The sequence below is a fragment of the Aestuariibaculum sp. M13 genome, from assembly GCF_024723255.1.
In the GTDB taxonomy this organism is placed as follows: domain Bacteria; phylum Bacteroidota; class Bacteroidia; order Flavobacteriales; family Flavobacteriaceae; genus Aestuariibaculum; species Aestuariibaculum lutulentum.
In genome coordinates this window covers 520495-543742 of the sequence record NZ_JANIAC010000003.1, presented here as the reverse complement: position 1 = coordinate 543742, position 23248 = coordinate 520495, and the positions used below count along the sequence as shown (strand labels likewise).

At 36.3% G+C, this 23248-nt stretch carries 12 protein-coding genes and 1 pseudogene; 1 reads left to right on the top strand and 12 read right to left on the bottom strand.

Translation table 11 applies throughout. The annotated features are described in order from the left end of the window. Nucleotides 1-15: 15 nt before the first annotated feature. The 5 genes from NO995_RS13620 to NO995_RS13600 all read right to left on the bottom strand — a co-directional run bounded on the left by NO995_RS13620 (nucleotide 16) and on the right by NO995_RS13600 (nucleotide 10049). A complete protein-coding gene (locus tag NO995_RS13620; protein WP_258227988.1) occupies nucleotides 16-1005 on the bottom strand; it encodes a T9SS type A sorting domain-containing protein in 990 nt (329 codons plus the stop codon). A gap of 89 nt (nucleotides 1006-1094) precedes the next feature. Next, a complete protein-coding gene (locus NO995_RS13615; RefSeq protein WP_258227987.1) occupies nucleotides 1095-2699 on the bottom strand; it encodes a sulfatase in 1605 nt (534 codons plus the stop codon). Nucleotides 2700-2711: 12 nt separating this feature from the next. Continuing rightward, nucleotides 2712-4622, bottom strand: coding sequence for a RagB/SusD family nutrient uptake outer membrane protein (locus tag NO995_RS13610; protein WP_258227986.1), 1911 nt, complete (start codon nucleotides 4620-4622; stop codon nucleotides 2712-2714). Between the two features lie 19 nt (nucleotides 4623-4641). Continuing rightward, on the bottom strand, nucleotides 4642-7860 hold the full coding sequence (locus tag NO995_RS13605) for a TonB-dependent receptor (RefSeq protein ID WP_258227985.1): 3219 nt from the start codon (nucleotides 7858-7860) through the stop codon (nucleotides 4642-4644). Between the two features lie 68 nt (nucleotides 7861-7928). Then, entirely contained in the window at nucleotides 7929-10049 is a 2121-nt protein-coding gene (locus NO995_RS13600; protein WP_258227984.1) for a BACON domain-containing protein, read from the bottom strand. A 318-nt stretch (nucleotides 10050-10367) separates the two neighbouring features. On the opposite strand from NO995_RS13600, the gene NO995_RS13595 reads away from it, so the two are divergent. Then, on the top strand, nucleotides 10368-13370 hold the full coding sequence (locus tag NO995_RS13595) for a two-component regulator propeller domain-containing protein (RefSeq protein WP_258227983.1): 3003 nt from the start codon (nucleotides 10368-10370) through the stop codon (nucleotides 13368-13370). 99 nt (nucleotides 13371-13469) lie between these two features. Here NO995_RS13595 and NO995_RS13590 read toward each other — a convergent pair whose 3' ends face one another. From NO995_RS13590 to NO995_RS13560, 7 genes and pseudogenes are all read right to left on the bottom strand, one after another. Further along, entirely contained in the window at nucleotides 13470-15059 is a 1590-nt protein-coding gene (locus NO995_RS13590) for an arylsulfatase (RefSeq protein ID WP_258227982.1), read from the bottom strand. Between the two features lie 4 nt (nucleotides 15060-15063). Then, nucleotides 15064-15900 (bottom strand): annotated as a pseudogene (locus NO995_RS13585) (DUF4982 domain-containing protein); the annotation flags it as partial. 155 nt (nucleotides 15901-16055) lie between these two features. Continuing rightward, a complete protein-coding gene (locus tag NO995_RS13580) occupies nucleotides 16056-16400 on the bottom strand; it encodes a transposase (RefSeq protein WP_258227981.1) in 345 nt (114 codons plus the stop codon). Nucleotides 16401-16535: 135 nt separating this feature from the next. After that, nucleotides 16536-18107, bottom strand: a complete 1572-nt coding sequence (locus NO995_RS13575) for an alpha,alpha-trehalase (protein WP_258227980.1) — start codon at nucleotides 18105-18107, stop codon at nucleotides 16536-16538. Between the two features lie 139 nt (nucleotides 18108-18246). Further along, nucleotides 18247-18435 carry a hypothetical protein gene (locus tag NO995_RS13570; protein ID WP_258227979.1) on the bottom strand — a complete coding sequence of 63 codons (189 nt, stop codon included), beginning with the start codon at nucleotides 18433-18435 and terminating at the stop codon, nucleotides 18247-18249. A gap of 23 nt (nucleotides 18436-18458) precedes the next feature. Further along, nucleotides 18459-19712, bottom strand: a complete 1254-nt coding sequence (locus NO995_RS13565; RefSeq protein WP_258227978.1) for a glycoside hydrolase family 27 protein — start codon at nucleotides 19710-19712, stop codon at nucleotides 18459-18461. Between the two features lie 83 nt (nucleotides 19713-19795). Beyond that, entirely contained in the window at nucleotides 19796-22909 is a 3114-nt protein-coding gene (locus tag NO995_RS13560; RefSeq protein ID WP_258227977.1) for a glycoside hydrolase family 2 TIM barrel-domain containing protein, read from the bottom strand. Nucleotides 22910-23248 lie beyond the last annotated feature (339 nt).

Below are 23248 nucleotides of genomic sequence, written 5' to 3'. Positions count from 1 at the left end.
CAGAAGGTAAACTAACTATTGAACAATTAATTTACTTACTTTTTTTATGGTTTGGTTTTCAAAACTCAACATGTAAATACCCTTAGATAACTTATGGGTACTTAACTGCACTTCTCTTACTTGGCTAACGTTTTCTTGCGCAACCAATTTACCAGTAATATTATAAATTGAAATAACGCCGCTTACATAATCTGGAAGCTGAATATTTACATAATCATTTGCTGGATTTGGATATACTTTTAAAGTACCACTACTCTTGAACGTTTTAGCCTTTAGGGTAGTATTATCTAAAACTTGATAAGTAGTGCCAAAATTATTTATTTGCCCTTTAATTGTTGTATTCGATCCTATATTTGCGGTTTCAGAATTTGATGATACAGCGCCTGTTGGCCTTTCGTTAGCATCAAAATCGAAATACGCATCAAAATCAATTGGTGTTTCTGATTTTTTCGTGTCGATAGTACTTAATGCCGTACCCGCTGTAATTCTCAATTCATCAATATTAGCCTCTGTAGTCCAGCCAATTTGAAATTGTTCTGCACTTAAATCGCCAGTACTGCTAGGATATAATCCACTAATAGCTCCTCCATTTCTTTCTATTCCGTTAATGTATAACTTTACCGTTCCTGCATCGAAGGTTAAAGCTACGTGATTCCAGCTGTTTGCAGATATTAAAGCTGTATTCCAAAACGGTTGCTGCCCATGGCTTGTACCATCTCCAATACGAACATACACACCGCCGTTATCGGCACCAGGTGTTAATAAACCAATGCGATTGTTTCCTGATGCTTCTACCTTAAAAATCCAAGTATTAGGCGCAAAGGTTTCTATTTCGTACCAAAACTCAATGGTAAATGCGGTTTGGTTAGATAACAACGCACCTATTTCATTTGAAGAAAATCCGTCACCAGCTGTTCCTGTTGTTTTAAGCCCATAATTTTGAGCATTTAAGGTAGCGGTTAAAGCTAGGGCTAAAATAGTCATTAAATAAGTAATTTTTTTCATTTTTAGTTTAGTTTTTAGTTTGGTTAATTATTATTTGTAAGCCATTTGTGCCGCCGTGGTTAAGGACGGCACAAATAGTTTTTATTGTATTAGTGCTTTTCGCCTATGCCTTTGTTTTTGTATAACTGTATGTAATAATTATCTAATACTTGAGAGTCTTTATATTTTGCTCGAATATCTTTTAATTTTGATTTCATTTCTTCTACTACATGGGCATACTCTGGATTGTTGTAAACATTATTAACTTCGTTAGGGTCTTTTAGCCTATCGTAAAGTTCCCATTGGTCAACATCATGGTAAAAGTGAATAATTTTATATTCTTTTGTTGCAATACCATAATGTCTTTTCACCGCATGTTCGGCAGGATATTCATAGTAATGGTAATACACTGCATCTCTATCCCAAGTTTCTTTTTTACCCGTTAAAAGCGGCACTAAACTTTTACCCTGCATATCCTCTGGCGCTGTAATCCCAGCAATCTCTAAAAAAGTTTGGGCGAAATCTAGGTTTTGTACCATTTCGTCTTCAGTAGTACCTGCTTCAATCTTATTGGGCCACTTGATTAGTAAAGGCGTTTTAAATGATTCGTTATACATAAAACGTTTATCAAACCAACCGTGCTCCCCTAGATAAAACCCCTGATCGGATGTATAAACTACAATTGTATTATCGGATAAATGTTGTTCATCTAAATAGTCTAAAACGCGTCCTACATTTTCATCAACCGAAGCAATAGTACCTAAGTAATCCTGCATGTAACGTTGGTATTTCCAAACGGTTAGTGTAGAATCGTTCATGGTAGGATATTTTTCCCTAAAATCCTCGTTAATAGGACCATAAACAGCATCCCACTTAGCACGTTGCTCAGGGTTCATTCTTCCTATACTTTCGCCTAATTGACTCCATTCTTTTATTTCTAGTGCGTTAACTGTTTCAGGTGTGAGCTTAGTATCGTTTATAAACGACATGTGCTTTAAAATACCCATTTCTGCTGTTTTCGCTGCAGTTCCTCTAGTATCATAATCATCAAAAAGTGTTTCTGGCAACGGAAATGTTTTTTGGGTAAAAACCTTATAATGCTCTTCTTTTGGCAACCAAGCACGGTGTGGAGCTTTATGTAAATACATAAGCATAAAAGGTTTATTCGGGTCGCGACGGTTTTTCATCCAATCTAAAGTTAAATCAGTGGTAATGTCTGTAACATAGCCTTCTACAATTGTATCGCCTCTTTGGGTAATAAATCTTGGATTATAATAATCACCCTGTCCTGGTAAAATTTTAAATTCGTCGAACCCTTTTGGATTGTTTCCAAAGTGAAGTTTACCAAACATTGCCGTTTGGTATCCTGCCTTTTGAAGAATTTGAGGAAAGGTTACATTAGTGGTATCGAACTTACTTAAGTTATCTATTTTACCATTAATATGACTATGTTTACCTGTTAAGATTACGGCTCTCGATGGTGCACAAATCGAGTTGGTAACACTGGCATTAGTAAACAACATCCCCTCATTGGCTAAACGATCTATATTGGGGGTTTGAATCAATTTATCATCGTAGGCGCTAATAGCTTGATAGGCGTGGTCGTCAGACATGATAAATACAATGTTTGGTCTTGTGGGTTCTACTTTCTTTTTAGAATTAGAACATGACACAAAAAAAACAAACACAGATAAGACAAATAGGCTTCTTTTCATTTTATACATACGTTATTCGGTTGCCGGTATTGCGGCAGTTTTAGACCAACCTGGGTTTTGGTATAGCGCTCCATTATCGCCTAACGAATTTGTTAAAGTAAATTCATCAAGAGGTACGGCACTTAAATAGTGTGTCTGCGGAAAATTGTACCCATTATAGGCTCTGTTAGAAGTCGATCTTCTAAACGGCTGCAAATATTTTGAACCTCCATTTTCAGGAGAATAAGACACATTATCGCCCTCATTAAGATCATTACCATATTGCGTGTAATATGCATCCCATAAATTAAACCCTTCAACAATATAGTCTTTCATAGTATCGAAGGCACGCCAACGATACATATCCATAAGGCGCATACCCTCAGCGATAAACTCATTTCTTCGCTCTCTACGAATATTATAAAGTGTTTCGTCTACCATGCTTCCTGCTGAATACACGGCCAAATCGCGTTCTTGACTTAGATCTGTATTGTTAATTGTTTTTTGGACATCTTTATCAATCCCAGCACGTTCTCTTAATGTGCTCCAATATGCTAAGGCATCGGAATTTAAACTACCGTTAAGTTCGTAAGACGCTTCAATATAATTTAAATAAGCCTCTGCAGCTCTAAAAATAGGACACTCTGTACTACCTGCAGTTGAAGCTACGGCCTCTTGCGGGTCGGTGCTCATCCACTTTTCCATTTGGTAACCCGAGGTCACTCCTTGCCAACCAGAACCAGTTATTAAATCAGGAAATGCAAAAAACTCTTGAGATCCGTCGGAGTTTAGTTTTCTAATATCTCCTTCTGAAAGTAAAGCAGCCTGCAATCTTTCATCTCGATTGGTTACAATATCCAACAGGCGTTGGTCTCCTTCATATTCAGATCCAGAAGCATATATAGGTAAGCCGTTCTTCATTAAAAATGATTCAACCAACGATCTTGTAAAACCTACACCTGCGCCAGTTCTTTGTAAATAATGTGTTGCGCCATGGCCTAAAACCGTACCAATATCGTAGCTTTTAAATAACAACACTTCTGTATTAGCTGCTAAATTATGAGACACAAACATATCTTGATAGTTTGCAGCTAACTGATAACTATTAGCCACTGGTTGAGCATAATCCATAGCTTTTTGAAAGAAAAAATTGCTTTCTGCCTGAATACTTCCAGATTGAAATGCAAAATCTGGATGTAAATAAGCTCCAGGCCATTTAGCATTACCAGGCACCCTTGCACTACCTTGGTGATATTTTAACCAAGTAGCTTCAAACAAAGCCACACGAGAAGCTAATAATTGGGCCGTAGATTTATTAATTCTGTTTTTTGAACGACCGTTTTCAAGCAGTGCAATTGCTTTATCTAAATCGTTTAAAATAAATCGAGCTACCTCATTTCTCGGTTGTCTTTTACTGGCTTCGATTAAAGTTTCATTATCATCAGAAAGTACCGTAGTTATAATTGGAAAATCTCCATAGGATTGAAGTTTATTAAAATAGAACCAAGCTCTAAAAAAGTAATTTTCCCCACGGTAATGCTTAACATCTGGATTTTGTTCATCAAGCAAACCAGCCTCTAATCGGCTTTCAACCGTTTCAATAAAATAATTACATTCGCGTATGTCTCTAAAGCGCCAATCGCCAACACCCCAGCCAGCTGTAGAGGGTACCAATTTAAAACCTGTTAATAGGTTTTCTTCCTCCCACGGTCCTATAAGATCGTCACTGTTTCGATCTTTGGCATAGAGCGATCTTGCCCCGACATCGGCCGTAACATCAAAACTGCTGTAAAACTTATTAACAAACAGCTCGAGATCGGATGGTTTATTGAAATATGATTCTTCTGAAAGGAAATCTTGGGGTTCGCGTTCTAAATAATCTTCGCAGCTCGAGGCCGTAAAGCAAAGTATTGCAAAGATTAGAGAATAAAATATTGTTTTCATGCTTTTTCTTTTTAATCCCTTAAAATGTTACATTAATTCCGGTTGAATAAGTAGCCGACATAGGGTATGTTTTCCCACTACCATTTATTAAATCCTGAATTCCCTCAGGATCGAACATTCTTAAATTGGTATGTGTGTATATATTTTCTCCAGACATATAAATTCTTGCACTAGAAATACCTAATCTTGCTAAAAGATCCTGTGGTACATTAAATCCTATTTGCAAATTCTTTAATCTAAAATACGATGCGTCCTGTAAAAAATGTGTTTGTGGTTTGTAGTTTTTATCACCAATATACGGACGTGGATAATACGAATCGAAGTTAGCTCCCAGCTCGGCACCAAAGGCTCTAAAATAATCGAGATGTTCGGCATAAGGTGCTACTTGCCATTGACTAATACCTGGATAAATTGCACTACCTGAAAGTAAAGCATCTCTTTTACCAACTCCTTGTACAAAGGCACTAAAATCTATCATTTTATAACGGAAACCTAAATTGATACCGAAAGCATATCGTGGTGTACTGTTACCTATTACAGACATATCACCACTATCGCCCAGTTTTTGTGCGCCAGCATCAATTAATTTATCTCCGTTTAAATCGATGTATTTAATATCGCCACCTTCCCAATTGGTTCCAAAATTAGGGCGGTTGTTTTCTAACCATTCCGACATTTCTAAATCAGACTGTGCAATTCCAGCCGATTGGTAACCCCATATTTCACCTAATTGTTTACCTTCATAAAATTGGTCAACCCCATTTACAAATAGAATCTTTTCAGGGTTGCTGTACTTGGTTACTTTTGTTTTGACATCACTTAACACAACACTAAGATTGTAAGAGAAGTCCTTTCCGATTAGATCTTTCCATCCCAGTTCTATTTCCCAACCTTTCGATACAAGTTCCGCATTGTTGGTTTTAGGTACAGTTGCACCAAAACTACCAGGTTTTAAAGGTGCAGGACCAATCATATCTATGGTTTTACGTTCAAAAATATCGGCAGTTGCCGTTAAACGATTTTTAAATACTGCCAAATCGAATCCGTAGTTAAAACTTCTAATTTTCTCCCAAGTTATAGAGGTACTAAAAGGTGCTGGCATAGGCAATTGTGAAGGCACTGAACCATTTACTGCCCAATTCCCATTACCAATACTCATATTTTGGAAATAAGGGTAAAAGCTATTGGTATTTTGGTTACCTAATACCCCCCAAGATCCGCGAATTTTAAAGTTGTTTATTTTTGTTGAAATATTATCCCAAAAGGCCTCTTTTGCCACATTCCAACCAGCAGAAAACGATGGAAAATACCCCCAACGCTCGTTCGTTGGGAAACGCGATGCTCCATCGGCACGAAAATTAGCCTCTAATAAATAACGCTCTTTGTAATCGTAGTTTAATCGAGAAAACAAACCTACGTTACTCCACTCTCCTTTAGACTCAAAAACAAATTTCTCACCGTTTTGAGATATAAACGGACGATCGTCTGAATCGATATTATCTGTTCCTAATCTAGTAAAATGTGATTTATAAAGTTCATTTTGAACTCCTACTAAAACTTTAAAATTATGATTTCCAAAGGATTTGGTATAGTCGGAATAAAGATTAATTCCTGAGTAATTTACCTGTCCGTTTTGTACTTCAAAATAGTTTTGTCCAGGAGCTGTAATTGCTAAAATATCCCATCCGCGTACCTCTATTTTGGGTACATAACCAGAAAATATTGGAATATATTCACTTTTTAAAGTTGGTTGCACTACAGAGATTTTGGCTAAATGTTTAGAATTGTTATGGTTTTCTATCCTTGAGTTAAACTCTCCGTAAATTTTCCAATCTTTTATTGGCTCATAAGTTAATTTTAGCTTATTGTACAGATAATCGGTTTGCTCCAATAAACGTCCACCTTCTTGCAATTGCTGAACCATGGAGTTTTCCATATAATCGCCATAAGGTGTATATAATGGTGATGTAGGTACCGCTCTCGATAGGTTGTGATAAAAACGCTCATCTTGAGCCGTTGGTCTATCATGATTCTTACGCATGAAGCGTGTGTTTAAACTTAATTCAAACTGATCGCTTAAAGCCGCATCAATTTTTGTATTAAATGAGAGCCTATCGAAAGTTTCATCTGAATATGTAAAAATACCTTCTTGCCCCAAATAGTTAGCCGAAGCATAGTATGCCACTTTTTCACCGCCGCCACTAACACTTAGATTATGTTCTTGTCCTAAACTCATGCTTTTTAAGTGCACATCGTACCAATCGGTATCGCCATAAGCTGCTCTGTTTTGCAACCAACTGGTTCCACTGGAATTAGGCTGTGTACCAAAAGCCAATTTATAATTTTGGTAATCTTTTATCCTCTGTATGGCTTCCTCTCGATAAATAGGGTTTCCTCCAGTATTGACACTTAAATCGTTTAACAGGTAAGCATACTCTAAAGCATTCATACGTTCTGGAACATTTATAGGAAAAGCATATCGAAAATTGTTCGAATAACTAATAGTTGTTTTTCCTTTCCTACCACTTTTAGTAGTTACCAAAACCACCCCAAATGGCGCACGTGACCCATAAATAGAGGCTGCCGCCGCATCTTTAAGCACCGAAATGTTTTCAATGTCATTAGGGTTAACCGAACTCAAATTACCCTCAATACCATCAATAAGCACCAACGGACTTCCTGAAGACCCTTCGCCAATTGTTCCTATCCCTCTAATATTAATATTAAGATTACCATCTAATTCTCCACCAGAATCTGTACCAATGTTTAAACCAGCAACAACACCTTGCAACGCTTGATCGGCCCTTAATACTGGTCTAGACTCTAAAGCCTCACCTCCAATTTGACTAACGGCTCCCGTTAAATTCTCTTTCTTTTTGGTACCAAAACCTACTACCACAACTTCACTTAATTGATTTTGCTCTGGCATAAGCATTACATTTTTTTCTATAATACCTGCTGTTTTTACAGTAACTGATACTTTTTCGTATGACACATAACTGTACTCCAAAATATTCGATACTGCCGTTGGAAAGCTAATCTCATAAGCGCCATCAAAATCTGTGGCCACTCCTATCGTGGCTCCTTTAAGCAGGACAGTAGCTCCTGGTAAAGGCATGCCCGTGTCATCTGTTACAACTCCTTTAACCGTAGTGGTTTGGTTTTGCCCATAACTGCTGTTAAACCCTAAAATGAGGCACAACATTAGAGCTAATGATACTATTTTTTTAATATTCATTATTATGCTTTTCAATTTTATAAAGGAAGAGAAGCCCTAGTGAGCTTCCTCCCTCTAAGTTGTTCATTTTAATAGAATTTACCGTCGTGACCAGTTTGAGAAGATACATCAAAACTAGAGTTGGTATATACCCTAATCCAATCTAATTCCATAATAGCCTCTTCACCAACAGTCATATTTGGCATTGTTCCGGTCCACCCACCAATACCTGGAGTAATAATCATCATCATACCTGAAGGGTTATCCCAAGGCCAATCGTTATTGCCTCCATCTCCTTTAACATGTTCAAAGTACTGGTGTCCATTAATACCTCCAATAATGCGGTCTTCTAAAATTTCTACCCAGTAAATGTTCCATTTTGTTTCGTCTGCTATTTTAACGCTCGCCGCTTCGGCATTACTGGTATTTGCAGAGAAATTTTCGGTATGTAATGCGAAATGAGCCTCGTTTTTATATGGTGCTTCCACTAAATCTATTTCACCACACTGTGGCCATGGAATTTTTTGAGAGTCGTAATTACTTTGTCCCATGAACCAAATAGCTTCGTTGAATCCTTGCTTACCTGAGTTACGGTAACGTACTTCAACACGCATATTTTTAGTAAATTTCACCCATTTTACACCTCCTTGGTCATGACGCTTACTATAAAGAGCTGACATTTCGTACTCAGCAGGATCACCATATTTATTTACAGTTGGTGCTGCTAATTTTTTGGTTTTAAGCTTTAAAGTCCCATTTTCAAGCACTCTCATTCCGTCATTAAACACAGCATGATTAATAGCTAATCTAGTATCGAAATTCCAGAAACCGGTTGAGTTATCTGTAAACTCATGGGCATTCCAAAAATTCCAGCCTTCTTTTGTTGGATGTGCCACACCCTGATCGAGTGACAGTTGTGCTGCTGTTTTAGAAGGATCATCATACACTACAGTTTCATCGTTCATAGGGTGCAGACCTTGATTTATGGTAACTTCGGTTTTAACAGAAGCATCATCTGCTTTTTGAATTTCTATAATACCAGATAAAGTTGTTAATGTTTTGTTGTCTGAAGCATTCACTTTTATTAAAATAGGGGCTGTTGTTGCCATTCCAGAAGCATTATCAGTAATAACAAACCTAGGATCTAAAGAAACCGCTTTCCAATCGACATTTGACGAAGTTAACTCTATTGTAAATATTTGATTTTTACCATCAATATCTATAATGGTATTCTTCACAATCAAGCCAGGCGCAACGGCTCCACTTTGTACTATTTTAAAATTTGTTTGATACTCATCATTTGGAGCTTTACCCTTTAAAACTACCATAATCTCTCTAGATTCTGAATCTGTATTTGCAGGATAATTTATGGTTACCGATTGACTTTCGTTAGCCGAAGTTCCTTCTGGCGTAGAGAACGTAACATCTGGTATTTCGGTACTTATCACCCAATCAATATTAGACATAAAATTTAAGACAAACTCCCCCGCTTCAGCGCCCACATTTGGAGTATTAGATTCAATAACAATTGACGGTTCTGGTGCCGCAAAAGCATCCTGAGCTACTTTTAACCATACTTTAGAACTTGGATTTTCATCTTTGCTGATAAACAAAATAGAATCGATACGCGCTTCCTCAAATTCATTAGCACTTACAGTAAGTTCTAGAGCTGTAAGACCTTTTTCTCCTGTAGTTTTATTCAGACTTAACCAAGTAAGGGTTTCTTTAACTTGAGCTTTCCATTCAATATTAGCCTCTACGTTAAAATTCAAAAGAGTTTCGTTAGCAGAAACATTTTTAAATTCAGCCTGAGATAAGATTAAATCCCTTCCCTTTTGGGTTACCTTAACGCTATCCTTTAATTGATATGCCGTAAAATACACCCATGACGTTCTTTCTTTAATAGTTGCATTCTCTTTTGAGAGTAACTTTACAACATTATCTCCCGTGCCCTTATTGGGAGAAACTGAAAGCCATTCGGCATCCTCTCCTTTAGTAATTTCCCAATATGAATTGGTTTTGATATCTACCTTCAGAGAATCTTCTGCTACTTCTAGTATGTTTTCTTCTGAGAAAAAAATAGGCTCAATATTAAAATAGGGGGTTCTGTTTTTTTCATTCGCCCCATCGTCATCGCTATCACAAGCCAGGAAAATAGAAATGATGGCCGATAACGCAAAAAATACCTTAAATAATGGTTGTTGTTTCATTTAACTTAGTGGTTTTTGGTTTTAATTGTTTTTATTCTTTGATTAGTTTACAACTGAAATCTCAATTCTCTTTCTTATTTTTTTAAATGTGTTTATAATTATAGATTTAGAATTGTTTTAATATTAATATTGCATACTTTTACTCCGCTATATTATTTATTTTATCACATAAAACACGGAATACAGCAGTTACATATAGGTTACATTTGTGATACATTTAAGTTACATTACAAAAAACAAAACACTATAAACACCTATAAATAAAAGGGTTTATCTAAAATATATCGATTAAAAAAATACTAACACAGGTTAACACATATGATACCAACTAAAATATTCGTATGCTTAATTTTTATAAGCTTATTTTTTAATGTATCAACATCTCAGGAGTATGTTTTACGCTTTCAAAACATTTCAACAAAACAAGGTTTATCCGACAACAGAATTACAGATGTACTTCAAGACTCTAATGGATTTTTATGGGCTGCTACAGAGTTAGCCATAAACAAATACAACGGAGAAAATACAGAGACCTACAACTTATCCCCTAAAGGTATTGTTAATCAACTTATAGAAGATGATAAAGGACATATATGGGCAGCGACCACGAAAGGACTATTTTTCTTTAATCCAAATCGTAACACCTTTGAGTTGATTCATTTTGAAAAAAACAAATTCACCAATGCTTTTTCTAGGCACATCATTAAAATGATTAGCACAAAAAATGGCTACTGGATTATTACAGATTCGTCTTTAGTTGGTTTTAAAATGAGTACTGATTTTAACATTATTGAAAATTCGATTAAAATTATAAAAACCCCACCAGCTTTAATATTTACAAGTATTATTGAAGGAGACGATGGCACCCTGTGGCTTGGCTCCAATAGTGGTAAAATTTTTTACTATCACTCAGAAGCTATTTCTAGCTACACCCCTTTAGCATATAACAATACAACATCTATAAACGATTTGGTAATTGATACCAATAACACGCTTTGGGTAGCCACCAATGGCAACGGCCTATTTAGTATAAACCAGAAAAACAATAAAACCACCCATTTTAAAAGCCAAACCCCTAAAGGGATAAACAATAATATCGTTTTATGCCTTTATTTAGATACCAATAGCAATATTTGGATTGGCACAGATGGAGGCGGTTTAAACCTGTTTCAAAAACAGCATAATTCTTTTTATTATTTTCAGCAAAGCTATAATAGCAACCATTCCATTTCAGATAATTCTATACTATCGATTAAACCTGGCTTAGATAATACTATATTGCTTTCCACTGTACATGGTGGTATTTGTATTTTCAAAAACCAACTTGAAATTAAGCGTATCTCCAGTCAACAACTAGGATTTAATACTAAAGACGGACAAAGTTCTACTATTTTAGAAGACAGCAACAAAACCATTTGGCTTTCGGCGGGACGTAATGGTCTTAGGCATTACAATCCAAAAACAAAAAATGTAAAAGTTTTTATCGACGATACCGAAAATCAATCCGACCTAAATGGCAACATTGTTTTATCACTAATGGAAGACAACCAACAGCGCATTTGGATTGGCACCTTACGTGGCGGGCTCAATATATATGATGTTAAAAAAGAGACTTTTCTGTTTGCTGAAGAAGGTCGAAACTTAAGAGGAATCTTTGCTATTAAGGAAAGTAAAGACAACACTATTTGGGTAGGGTGCCGAGATGGCGTGAAAGTTTACGACAATGCCCTAAATATAATTGAACATATTCAAGTTGGCACAAGGTATACTCCTGGAAATAACGTTACGGCTATTTACAAAGACATTAAAGGCGATATGTGGGTAGGCACTGGACACGGATTACACAAATTCCACCCAGCCCATAACACACTTGAAAAAACGAGTTATTTTTTAAACCAAAATGATTCTACAAGTCTGAGTAGTAATCATATTTTATCAATTGCCGAAACAAACGATCTTTCCTTACTAATTGGCACTTATGGTTACGGTGTAAACAAATACTCCAGAAGCAAAAACACCTTTGAACGATTAGAGTGTAACCAACAAATAGAAGGCAGCATTATTCGGGGTATTCTAAAAGACAACAACCAAAATATCTGGTTGAGCACCAATACGGGACTCTCTAAAATAAATTTCGATGGATCTATTATCAATTTATCACCAAACGAAGGTATTCAAGCTTTTAACGGTGGTGCAGCAGCTTTAAACAGCGATGGTTCTATTATTATGGCTGGAAACCAAGGGTTAACATATTTTAATCCGCAAGAACTTAAACACGATTCGCCACAGCCTAAAGTTTTTTTTACAAGTGCATCAAATATTACAAAAGAACAGGATTCTAGACCAGTTAATACCAGTTTCCAAATCAACAAAGCAACCCAAGACTCTCCCATAAACATACCGCATAATACGGTCTTATTTTCCATTAATTTTTCATCGTCCTATTTCTATGAATCTGAAGGCTTAAAATACGCCTATAAACTCGAGGGACTTAACGATACTTGGCAAGCCATAGAAAACACCAAAAGTTTAAGTTTTTCCTCGCTTAAACCAGGTAACTATAAGCTAAACGTCAGAGTCGCCAACGAATTAGGTGTTTGGAGTCCGCATACAGCATCGCTAAAACTTAAAGTAATTCCATCATTTTGGGAGCGTAATTCTACAAAGACAGTCCTTTTTGTTAGCCTAGTAGCGCTAATCATTTTTATATTTAGATGGCGCTTATCGGCCGTTAAACATCAAAAAGAAAAACTACAAAGACTACTTAAAATAAAAACCGACGAAGCAAAAAAGCAACAAGACGAAGTATATCAAGGCAAGATTGCCCTATTAAATTTTGAAAAAAAGAACCAAGAGCTCAATCAAAAAAAATTAAGAGGCGAGCTTAATTTTAAAATAAACGAGCTCACTAACAACACTTTACGCACGGTACATAAAAACAATTTGCTAAACGATATCAAAGAAAAGTTAAAAAAAGAAACCCAACAAAAACAAATTGACAAACAGAACCTAAGAAACATTATTAGTTTAATAGACGATAGCTTTATAATGGACAAGGACTGGAAAAACTTCTACTCGTTATTTAACCAAGTACATCCCACATTTATTAAAGACTTAAAAAAATACTGCTCCAAATTGAGCGAACGCGACATACAGCTTTGTGCTCTAATAAAACTTAACTTCTCGTCGCAACATATTGCAACCCTTTATGGTATTTCATTAAGTTCTGTAAAAGTAGCGCGTCACAGGCTGCGAAAAAAACTAAACATTGAAGGACAGCAGTCACTTAAAGATTTTCTTTTTGAAATTGATGCTGCCTAAAACCATTAATTTATTTAACAAAAAAATTACTGATTTAAGAAGAAATCATAAAAACATTTTGCCTCTTTTGTAGTCTGTTCGCTCTATTTAATTTTAGTGTTAGATATTACTATTGTTTATTGCAAGCTCTACTGCCTCAATTAAAAACGATTCATTTTCGGGCGTTTGATGTTCTCTTTTAACGATTTCGAAGAATTTGTTACGCATCTCTGGATGTTGGTCCATAATGTTATTTTCTTCTTTAATATCGACTTCTAAATCGTAAAGCTCAACGGTTTTATTACCTATTTTTATGTCTTTCCAAATCATTTTCCATTTACCCATTCTAACAGCGACCTGTCCTTTATAGCCAGCGAACTCCCAGTATAAATAATCGTGTGCTTTTTGTTGACCTGGATTGGTTAAGGCATTGTAAAAACTGATACCGTTACTTTTATAATCGGTTTTAACCTGAGCAATTTCGTTAAGCGTAGGCATTACATCATAAAACGCCGAAATATGGGTGCTTTTTGTTCCGGCCTTAATTTTAGCGGGCCAAGTGGCAATCATCGGTACCCGAATACCTCCTTCGTATGTAAAGCCTTTTACTCTTCCATAATCGTTATTAAAAAGCCCTGATCCATTAAACCAAGGTGTGCTTGCACCACCATCGCCTGGACTTGCAGGTCCGTTATCGGATGTAAACACAATTAAAGTGTTATCATACAACCCTTCCTTTTTTAGATACTCCACCAGTTTACCTACGTTTTCATCTAAATACGAGACCATAGCCGCATAAGTGGCTCGTGGGTATCTGGCTGGAAAATAGCTACCTCTTTGCGCTTTGAAATAATAAGGGTCTTCGTCACCTAGCTTTTCAACATAATGATCTACCCATTTTTTGGGTGCTTGCAACGGTACGTGGGGTATTGGTGTTGCCCAATACATAAAGAATGGATGTTCTTTATTCGTTTCAATAAAATCCATCATTTTATCGAAAATCAAAGATGGACTGTAATCAGGCTGTGTGTATTTTGCATAAGCAGCTTCGTCCATAGGGTCGCTATCCTTAGACAATCCTTCGTGCGGGGCAATGGTATCATTGCTTAAGTAGTAGCGCTCATCGTTTTCATATAAATGTAGCGGTGTGTACGTGTGTGCTAACCTTTGGCAATTGTACCCAAAAAAGTAATCGAATCCCATTTGCGTTGGCACAGATTCGGTATGGGGCGCACCTAAACCCCATTTACCAACTACGGCGGTTTTATAATTAGCCGTTTTTAGTAAATCGGCTATGGTTATAGTGCTTTTTGGCATGGGGCGTTGACCTTCTAAAGTTGAGTCTTTAATCATGGCGGTATAGTTCCACACGTTTCCACGCTCAGCCCACTCATCGTTACCTCGTATGCTAGCCTGCCCACCGTGTTTACCTGTTAATAATGATGCCCGGGCCGGAGCACAAACAGGAGCCGCCGAATAATGTTGAGTAAACAACATACCATCGGTTGCTAAGGCATCTATATTGGGGGTTTCTATTCTTGTTTGCCCATAGGCCCCTAAATCGCCGTAGCCTAAATCATCTGCCAAAATGTAGATAATGTTTGGTTTGGATAATTTATCTTCAGCAATTACTTTGGACTCTTTTTTATTTTGACATCCAAAGAATAAAGTAATACAAAAACATGCTGTAAAGTTGTATAATAGCTTCATTAGTTTATTTGTTTGTGTTAATAGTTGTTTTTCCAGATTTTAAACCTTTTCCTGTTACGGTTAAATTAATTTCTCCTGCTTTAGATTTCGATTGCACGATGAACACTAGTTTACCACTAAAAAGTTTCATGGTTGGTAAATGAAACATTTCTAGAGATGTAGCATCGCCATTACAAGCTGCTTTAAAGCTGCCTTCGCCCTTTACCTTAAACTTTAACTGATTTGTAGCGGTAGGACTAGGTATGCCGTTTTTATCGACCACGGAAACCGTAACAAAAGCTAAATCCTTCCCATCGGCTTTTATTATTTTTCTATCGGAATCCAATACTAACTTATAGGGTTTACCTGCTGTACGGATTTCTTTTTCTGCTGCCGAATTTCCATTGTCATCAAAAGCCACCACCTTTATATTACCAGGTTGGTATTTAACATCCATCCACATTAGACGGTACCGATTTTTTGGTGTACTATTGTTTTTCTTTTGGATGCCCATACTTTTCCCGTTTACAAACAATTCTGCGCTGTTATAGCTTGTGTAAACAAAAACCGGTGTGGTTTCGCCTTCGCGCCCTTTCCAATTCCAATGTGGTAAAATATGCAACGCTTCGTCTTTGGTATTCCATCGGCTTAGGGACAAGTAGTAGCGATCTTTTGGCAAGCTCGCCAAATCATTGATTCCGAAATATGAACTGCGCGATGGCCATTTGGTATCGTAAGGTGTGGGCTCTCCTAAATAATCGAAACCGGTCCAGACAAACTCACCTATTACCCATGGTTTATCGTCTTGCAAAACAAAATCTTCATCTGGGACATTGGACCAGCTACAGGCTTCTAAATCGTAAAGTTCCACTTCCTTGTTCCCCGTTTTTATGTCCTTCCAAATCATTTTCCATTTACCCATTTTAACGGCTACCTGTCCTTTATAACCTGCAAACTCCCAATATAAGTAATCGTGAGCTTTTTGGTGATCTGGATTGGTTGGGACATTATAAAAAGTTAATCCATTGCTTTTTTAATCGGCATCAACTTGAGCAATATTTTTTTAAGCTGTTCAATTTCTTTTTGAAGCTCTTTAATTAGTGTTATTTCATCTTTTGTTTCCACTTTAATTCTGGTATTCATAAGGTCTTTACGTTCGTATTTCCTAATCCATTCATTGATGCTTGTAGGGTTAGTTCCGTAGAGTCTGCCTAAATAGTTTTTGTTGAGTTTTCCTGCGGTAAGTTCATCTAAAATTTTAAATTTAAACGATTCATTGTAGCGTCCAATTTCTTTGTAATTTTGTACATAATTATTAAAATTATGTAGCCTTATTTCCGGACGGATCATAATTACAGTCAAGGTTGGCGGTATTGTTAGTTGTCGATTTCGAAACACTTTTCTATCAAATTAAAACTACTTTTGACATGTGTTGTGTCGCTCGAATTATCACTTCACCGTCAAGTAACTATACCGCGTGTTGTACATTGTTAATGTTCATAACTCTATTATATTCTTTCCTTTAGAGATTGTGTATTCTTTTGACCGCTTATCTTTTATTATTTTTAGCTTTATATCGTAATTAGTTGTAGCCGCGATAATTTCTTTGCCATTTTTTAGCTCGTATAGAAGCGAGACAGTAGCTTTCCCACAATGAATATTTTTTATTCCGTGTTTACTTTTTCTATTGATTATCCAGTCTATTTTATGGGCTTTGCCGTTTATTCTTATTCCTAAAACATTTTCTATCAACAATGCAACAGGTCCAATACCAGTCCAACCAACGAAGTCTTTTCGAGCCAATTTTTTATTATTTTCAATGGTTGATGGAGCGAAGGCATCTGGGGCATAGCACTCCCATAAAGTACCTGTTTCTTCATACACATTATAAAGTCCATATAGATATTTCTCTGCGCATTCAGTAGCAAATTTCTCATTATTTGTTTTTTCTAGCCCTTTAATAACCATATAATTGGTGGGTGCCCAAGTACCTCCTTTCCAGTAATGACCTCGTGGTGAGTAACCTTCTTCATCGGCTGCGAGAGAAGGAAATATGTTCTTTCTCCAAAATTCTTTTGGATTTTTTAGGTGCTGGATTAGTCTTTTATCCTTTTTAGGGGTAGTGATACCTGCTAGCATTGGCCAAAAAGAAGCAATTGTTTTTACCTTTTGTTGCTTTCCTTCTGTATCTACATCGTAGTAGATGCCATCTTCTTCATTCCAACACCATTCATTAATGCGTTTTCCTAGTTTTTTTGCTTTTTGTCTATATTGTTGAGCCTTTTTCTTGTGACCTAGGATTTTACATATATTCGACAAGTCGTTATAGTTCATAACCATTTGACAGCTTATATCTACCCAACCAACAGGCGAAAAGCTACTATGTTCTCCTGGGCGCCCTTTATCTCTTGGGGTATTATCCATTCCTGATGCTTGCCCATTACTCCAGTAAAGTTTATGAGGAGTATCTTGCGACAAGCGATGCTTCTCTAACCACTCTACATATTTTTCTAATACTGGCAGAATCATTTCGAAACGAGACTTATCTCCTGTAAGTTCATAGTTTTTCATTTCAACCCAACTAAAGATGGGAGGGTTAATGGCCCTACAGAATTTTTCGCCCCCACCCCAAGGGTGATCGCTCCCATCAGCTTCGGCTATAACACGCCATATTAACCCATCTTCATGCTGACGACTATAAAAATTGTCATGTGATTCTATGGCAGGAAAAATAGTATGTCCGTACCTAGCAAACATAATCATAAAATGAGTGTCCCATTGAAAAATTAACTCATTAAATGCTTCATCAATAAAATTAGAAACAAAAGGTGAGCCGTGAGGTGGTTTTTTAAAGTTAGAGAAGGCTATTTCCCATGTTTTCCAATACATATCCACCCAACCTGGGTGGCCTTCTAAAATTGGTTCAGGAAGTAATTTTTTACTTTCTGCAAAAGTTGGTATTGCTTTATTGTCGTATGTTTTCTTAGCAAAATAGTTTCCTTTTTCATTTTGAGCCATTAACGGCATATAAATTGTAAAAAGTATCAAAAAAGTTATATTTTTATTCATTGTTCAATTGTTTAATGTCTAGTCCTGTCTTTTCAGTAGATACCGTTTCTCCATTTTGAGCAATAGCTACAGGTTTTTTATCATTATCTTTGTTAAAAGGTCCTTTTATAGCCCAATCGTGTGCTACAGTAACGGTTTCTCAATTAGAATCGTCCAAATTTAAAACATTAGCATTTCTGACATCACCTTTTGTTAATTTCCAATAATGCTCTAATTTAATTTGATGACTAATTTGCTCTTGCCCATAAGTGCTAGCCACTAACAAAATTAAAGCTAAGCTAAAACACGATTTACTTTTTAATGTTTTATCAATCCCCTTAGAACTCATTTTAAATGTGAAAAATTTATAATTTATTTATACTGAAATATATTAAATGGCTTTGAAGTTCCTTCAATAGACAGAACCACAACACCATGTTTTGGCACCTGAAAAGACAAACTTTTTAAGTTAGTTTGTGGGTAGTCTTTTTTCTCCCATAAATTACGATATGTATAACCCTTAGTCTCATCAATACCTATTATATCTAGATCGAAACTAATAGTTGCTGCTTTGTTAGATCTGTTGAGTAAAGCGACAGCTACCTTTCCGTCCATCGTAGAAACAAGTGGTTTAGCCCACACCTCTAAATCGCCATGGTCAACCAATCGACGCGCTTGGTAAACTAGCGGATCTTGGTTAAGTGCTATTAGTTCTTCATTGGTAAGTATCTCAATGGTTTCCTTGCTCATATTTCGCAAGTCATTACCAGCCAATAGAGGCGAATTCATCATACACCACATGCTAAAATGGGCTTTATCTTCTTCGTAGCTCATACCGCGACCTACTTGAAGCATATCCATATCGTTAACATGTCCTGGCGAGGCGTATTTCCAAAGATCGGCATTCAAATCAATGATGTGTAAAATTGAATGAAACTGGTTTGTAATATCTCCAGATATACGCCAAGAATCGGCTATTCTTGGTGCCCATTTTCCAGGAAATTCCCAACGACAGATATTATAGACGGTACTAGGTTTTACTTCGTTAATAACGTTAGCTATTTGGGTATAGCGGGTTTCTTCATCTAAATTCATCCAATCGCCACCACACCAGTCTACTTTAATAAAATCGTAATTCCACTCTTTTAGCATTAAAGTAAGATCTTTGCGGTCATGTCCATACAATCCTGAACCCGAACCAATAGTGTCTTTGTCCCAATACGAAGCACAGGTATTGATTCCAGCATCAGAATAAATCCCTGCTTTTAGCCCTTTAGAATGAATATAATCGGAAACTGCCTTCATCCCGTTGGGAAATCTTTCGGTATGTATTTTAAGGTTACCTTCTTTATCGCGACCGGCAAAAAAACCATCATCTATATTAACATACGAATAACCTACTTTTACCATACCTGAAGACACCATATAATCGGCTTGAGCCTTTATAATATCTTCATTGATATTTACACGAAAATTATTCCAACTAGACCATCCCATAATAGGTGTTTGAGGTTTTAACGGTTTTTGGATAGTAGCCTCTTTTTGAGGTATTGTGTTGTTTTTATTGTCCTGATTTTGGCAAGATAGCAAGCCAATAAGTGCTAAAAAAATACTATATTTTTTCATATGGTTTTTATTAATACCAACATCGGCTAGTACATAATGTAAAAGCCGATGTTATTTTAATATTTTATAATGTGTTTTCCTTATTATTTAATGGGCATTATCCAATACGAATACTCGTAATCTTTATAAGGCAAAAGGTACTGCTCTAAAGGTAGCCTGCCCCAACTATTAATACTACCTAAACCTTGCTGAAATCCGTCGATATTAACAAACACTTCTTTTCTAGCATCCAGTTCACCAGCGTGTTTTTGGGTACGCTTTTCACCTGAACTTAAATCATCTTCACTGTAATTAAGTGCCGAGAAATGAAATGGTGTTTCACTTACAAACTTAAGGCCAGAGCCATCAGCTTTCGTTAAGGCAACCCATCTTACATCTAGTTTGTTTCCATTTTCCTGTGGGCGAATATACGGGAAATACTGCTCTGATATGGTTTGTTTATATAAGCCCACTTTAGCAGCATGCTGTCTGTCGGCATAAGCTTCAAAAGGGCCTTTTCCGTAAAAGGTCATGCTTTTATAAGCTTCTGGCAGTACCAGTTTGTTCCCAAATTTATAGATATTAGAATGCTCACCTTTTAACGCTTTTAATTGATTGGTTACTTTTACAGCGGCATCACCATTAATTAAATAAGTCGATACCACTTGTGCATCGCCATTTAAAATGTTGCGGGTAAACACCACTTGCACTTCGCTTTTAGATATTTGTTTTACCTCTGCTCTTACTGCATGGGCAGTTGCAGCACCTTTCCACGCCTTGTAGAGGTTTTGTGTACCAGCACCATAATCATTATCGATAGGTGCACGCCAAAAGTTAACTACAGGACCTTCAATTAAAAGGTTTTTATTATTCACCGTAAAGGTTTTTAATTGCCCTTCATTTTTATGGAAAGTCATATTGAAGGCATTACCCGTAACCGTAATGACATCGCTGTGGGTTTTATAGCTAAGTTTCTCTTTTGAAGCTACTGGTAACACTGGTGCGGCTTTTTGCAGATTAAACTGTTCATAAGCTACATTGTGCCCCGCTTTAAGTAAAGGTTCGTCTTGCTTTAAAATAGCTGAAACGTTTAAAAAGTATTCAGTATCCTTTTTAAATTGAGTTTTAAAAGGAATATTTATGGCTTTTTTGGATTGTGGTACCATAACTATATTATCGATAACACCACTTTCAACAACAGTCCCGTTTTCAAGGATTTCCCAGTTTAATTTATAGTTTGATAAATCTCTGAAGAAATACCAATTTTTAACATCGATAACCCCGTCTTCAAGGTTATTTTCGTAAAACTTGATGTCTTGATGTATGTGCTTAACCTCGTTGATGTGCGGGTTTGGTCTTCTGTCTGGTTGTACCAAACCATTATTTAAAAAATTATTATCGCTTGGTGTACCCTCTGGGCCGAAATCGCCACCATAGGCAAAAATTTCGCGACCGTTTTTAATGGTTCTAATTCCCTGATCTACATAATCCCAAATAAATCCTCCTTGTAATTTATCGTACTTTTCAAATAAATCCCAGTACTCTTTAAAACCTCCTAAGCTGTTCCCCATAGCATGGGCAAACTCACACTGTATAAGCGGTTTTGTAAACTCGTCGTTAGTAGCATATTTTTCAACATCGGCAGGTGTATCGTACATAGGCACATACAAATCGGTATTCCATTCAAAAACAGCACGCTCGTACTGTGTTGGTCTGGTTTCATCCATTTTTTTTGCCAATAAATATGACTCATAGAAATTATAACCGTTCCCAGATTCATTTCCTAAAGACCATATTAAAATAGATGGATGATTTTTATCGCGTTCTACCATACGCCCAACACGCTCTAAATGCGCATTTAACCACGCAGGATCATTACCTAAGGTGCGGTGTAGTGCGTAGCCCATACCATGTGCTTCTATGTTAGCTTCATCTATTACATAAATACCATACAGGTCGCATAGTTCGTAAAAATAAGGGTCGTTAGGGTAATGGCAGGTTCTTACCGCATTAATGTTATATTCTTTAAATATTTGAATGTCGCGCAGCATATCTTCGCGCGATATTACATGTCCTGTATCTGGATCGTGCTCGTGGCGGTTAACTCCTTTAAACAAAATGGGCTGGCCATTCACTAAATACTGACCATTTTTTACTTCGGAAGTCCTAAATCCTAACTTTCTTGAAATCGCTTCCAACACTTGGCCTTTCTTATCCTTTATAACAATGTTTAATTGATAAAGTTCTGGTGTCTCGGCCGACCAGCGTTTTACCTTTGGAAGGATTTTATTAAACTTTAACCTACTTTCCGATTTTGGTGCCAGCTCGTAGTTTGAGTTTGATGCGAATACCGTTTGATTATTTTTTGTGATTTCAACTACTACAGAACCTTTTTGCTTTTTGGCATCAATATTTTTAACATCTACCGCTAAATCAAAAACGCCATCAGTGTAATTGTTTTCTAAACCAGCTTTAGCAAAATAATCGACCAGCTGCACTTGAGGACGAGCGTACAAATACACATCACGCTCAATACCACTAATTCTCCAAAAATCCTGGCACTCTAAATAGCTTCCGTCACTCCAACGGTACACTTCTAAAGCAATCCTGTTCTTACCTGGTTTTACAAAGTTAGTAACATTAAATTCGGCAGGCAATTTTGACCCTTGGCTATAGCCCACCTTTTCACCATTTATCCAAATATAAAAAGCCGATTTTACCGCTCCAAAATGAATAAATATGTCTTTACCGTCCCAATTATTAGCTACGGTAAAGGTTCTTTTATAAGAACCCACCGGATTATGACCATCTGGAATGTCTGGCGGATTTAACTGTCCTTTTTGAAACGGGTAGCGTGCGTTAACGTAAATAGGAACGCCAAAACCTTCGATCTCCCAGTTAGACGGTACTTTAATCGTGCTCCAGTTAGAGGTATCAAAATCTTCTTTATAAAAACCTTCAGGTCTAAACTCTGGTGCTTCGCTGTAATTAAACTGCCAAATACCGTTTAATGATAAATGATTTTCTGCTTTAGATAAGAGATCTTCTTTAGCAAGGTCTAAAGTATTATAAGGAAAAAATGTTGCACGTGCATCTAATTTATTGATACCCAATATAGCAGGATTTTCAATAACGGGATCGAGTGTTTGCGCATAATTAAATTGTACTCCTAAAAACCAAAGGAATACCAGTCTTAACAACCGGTTTGCTTTTTTCATATGTTGTCTTTTTTTTTTTTGTATTAAAATTTTGTTGGCATATCATTTACTTTCAGAAATAAATGTGTTTCAAATAAATCATTATTAGAAATGTGTTAAACCTTTATATTATTGATTATTCTGGATTTAATTAGCTATTTTTTATTACAAAAGGCCTATCATGAATTACATAAATACTCTAAAATTAAAGGAAGAAATTTGATCATTAAAATATCAATAAGAGCATATCACTTTTTCTTAATATTTAGTTGTTAACTTTAAAGAGCCAAAATAATAAAAACAGAACACATACGCATTATGTATAACATAAATATTTTGAAGTTATCAAGAAACAATATA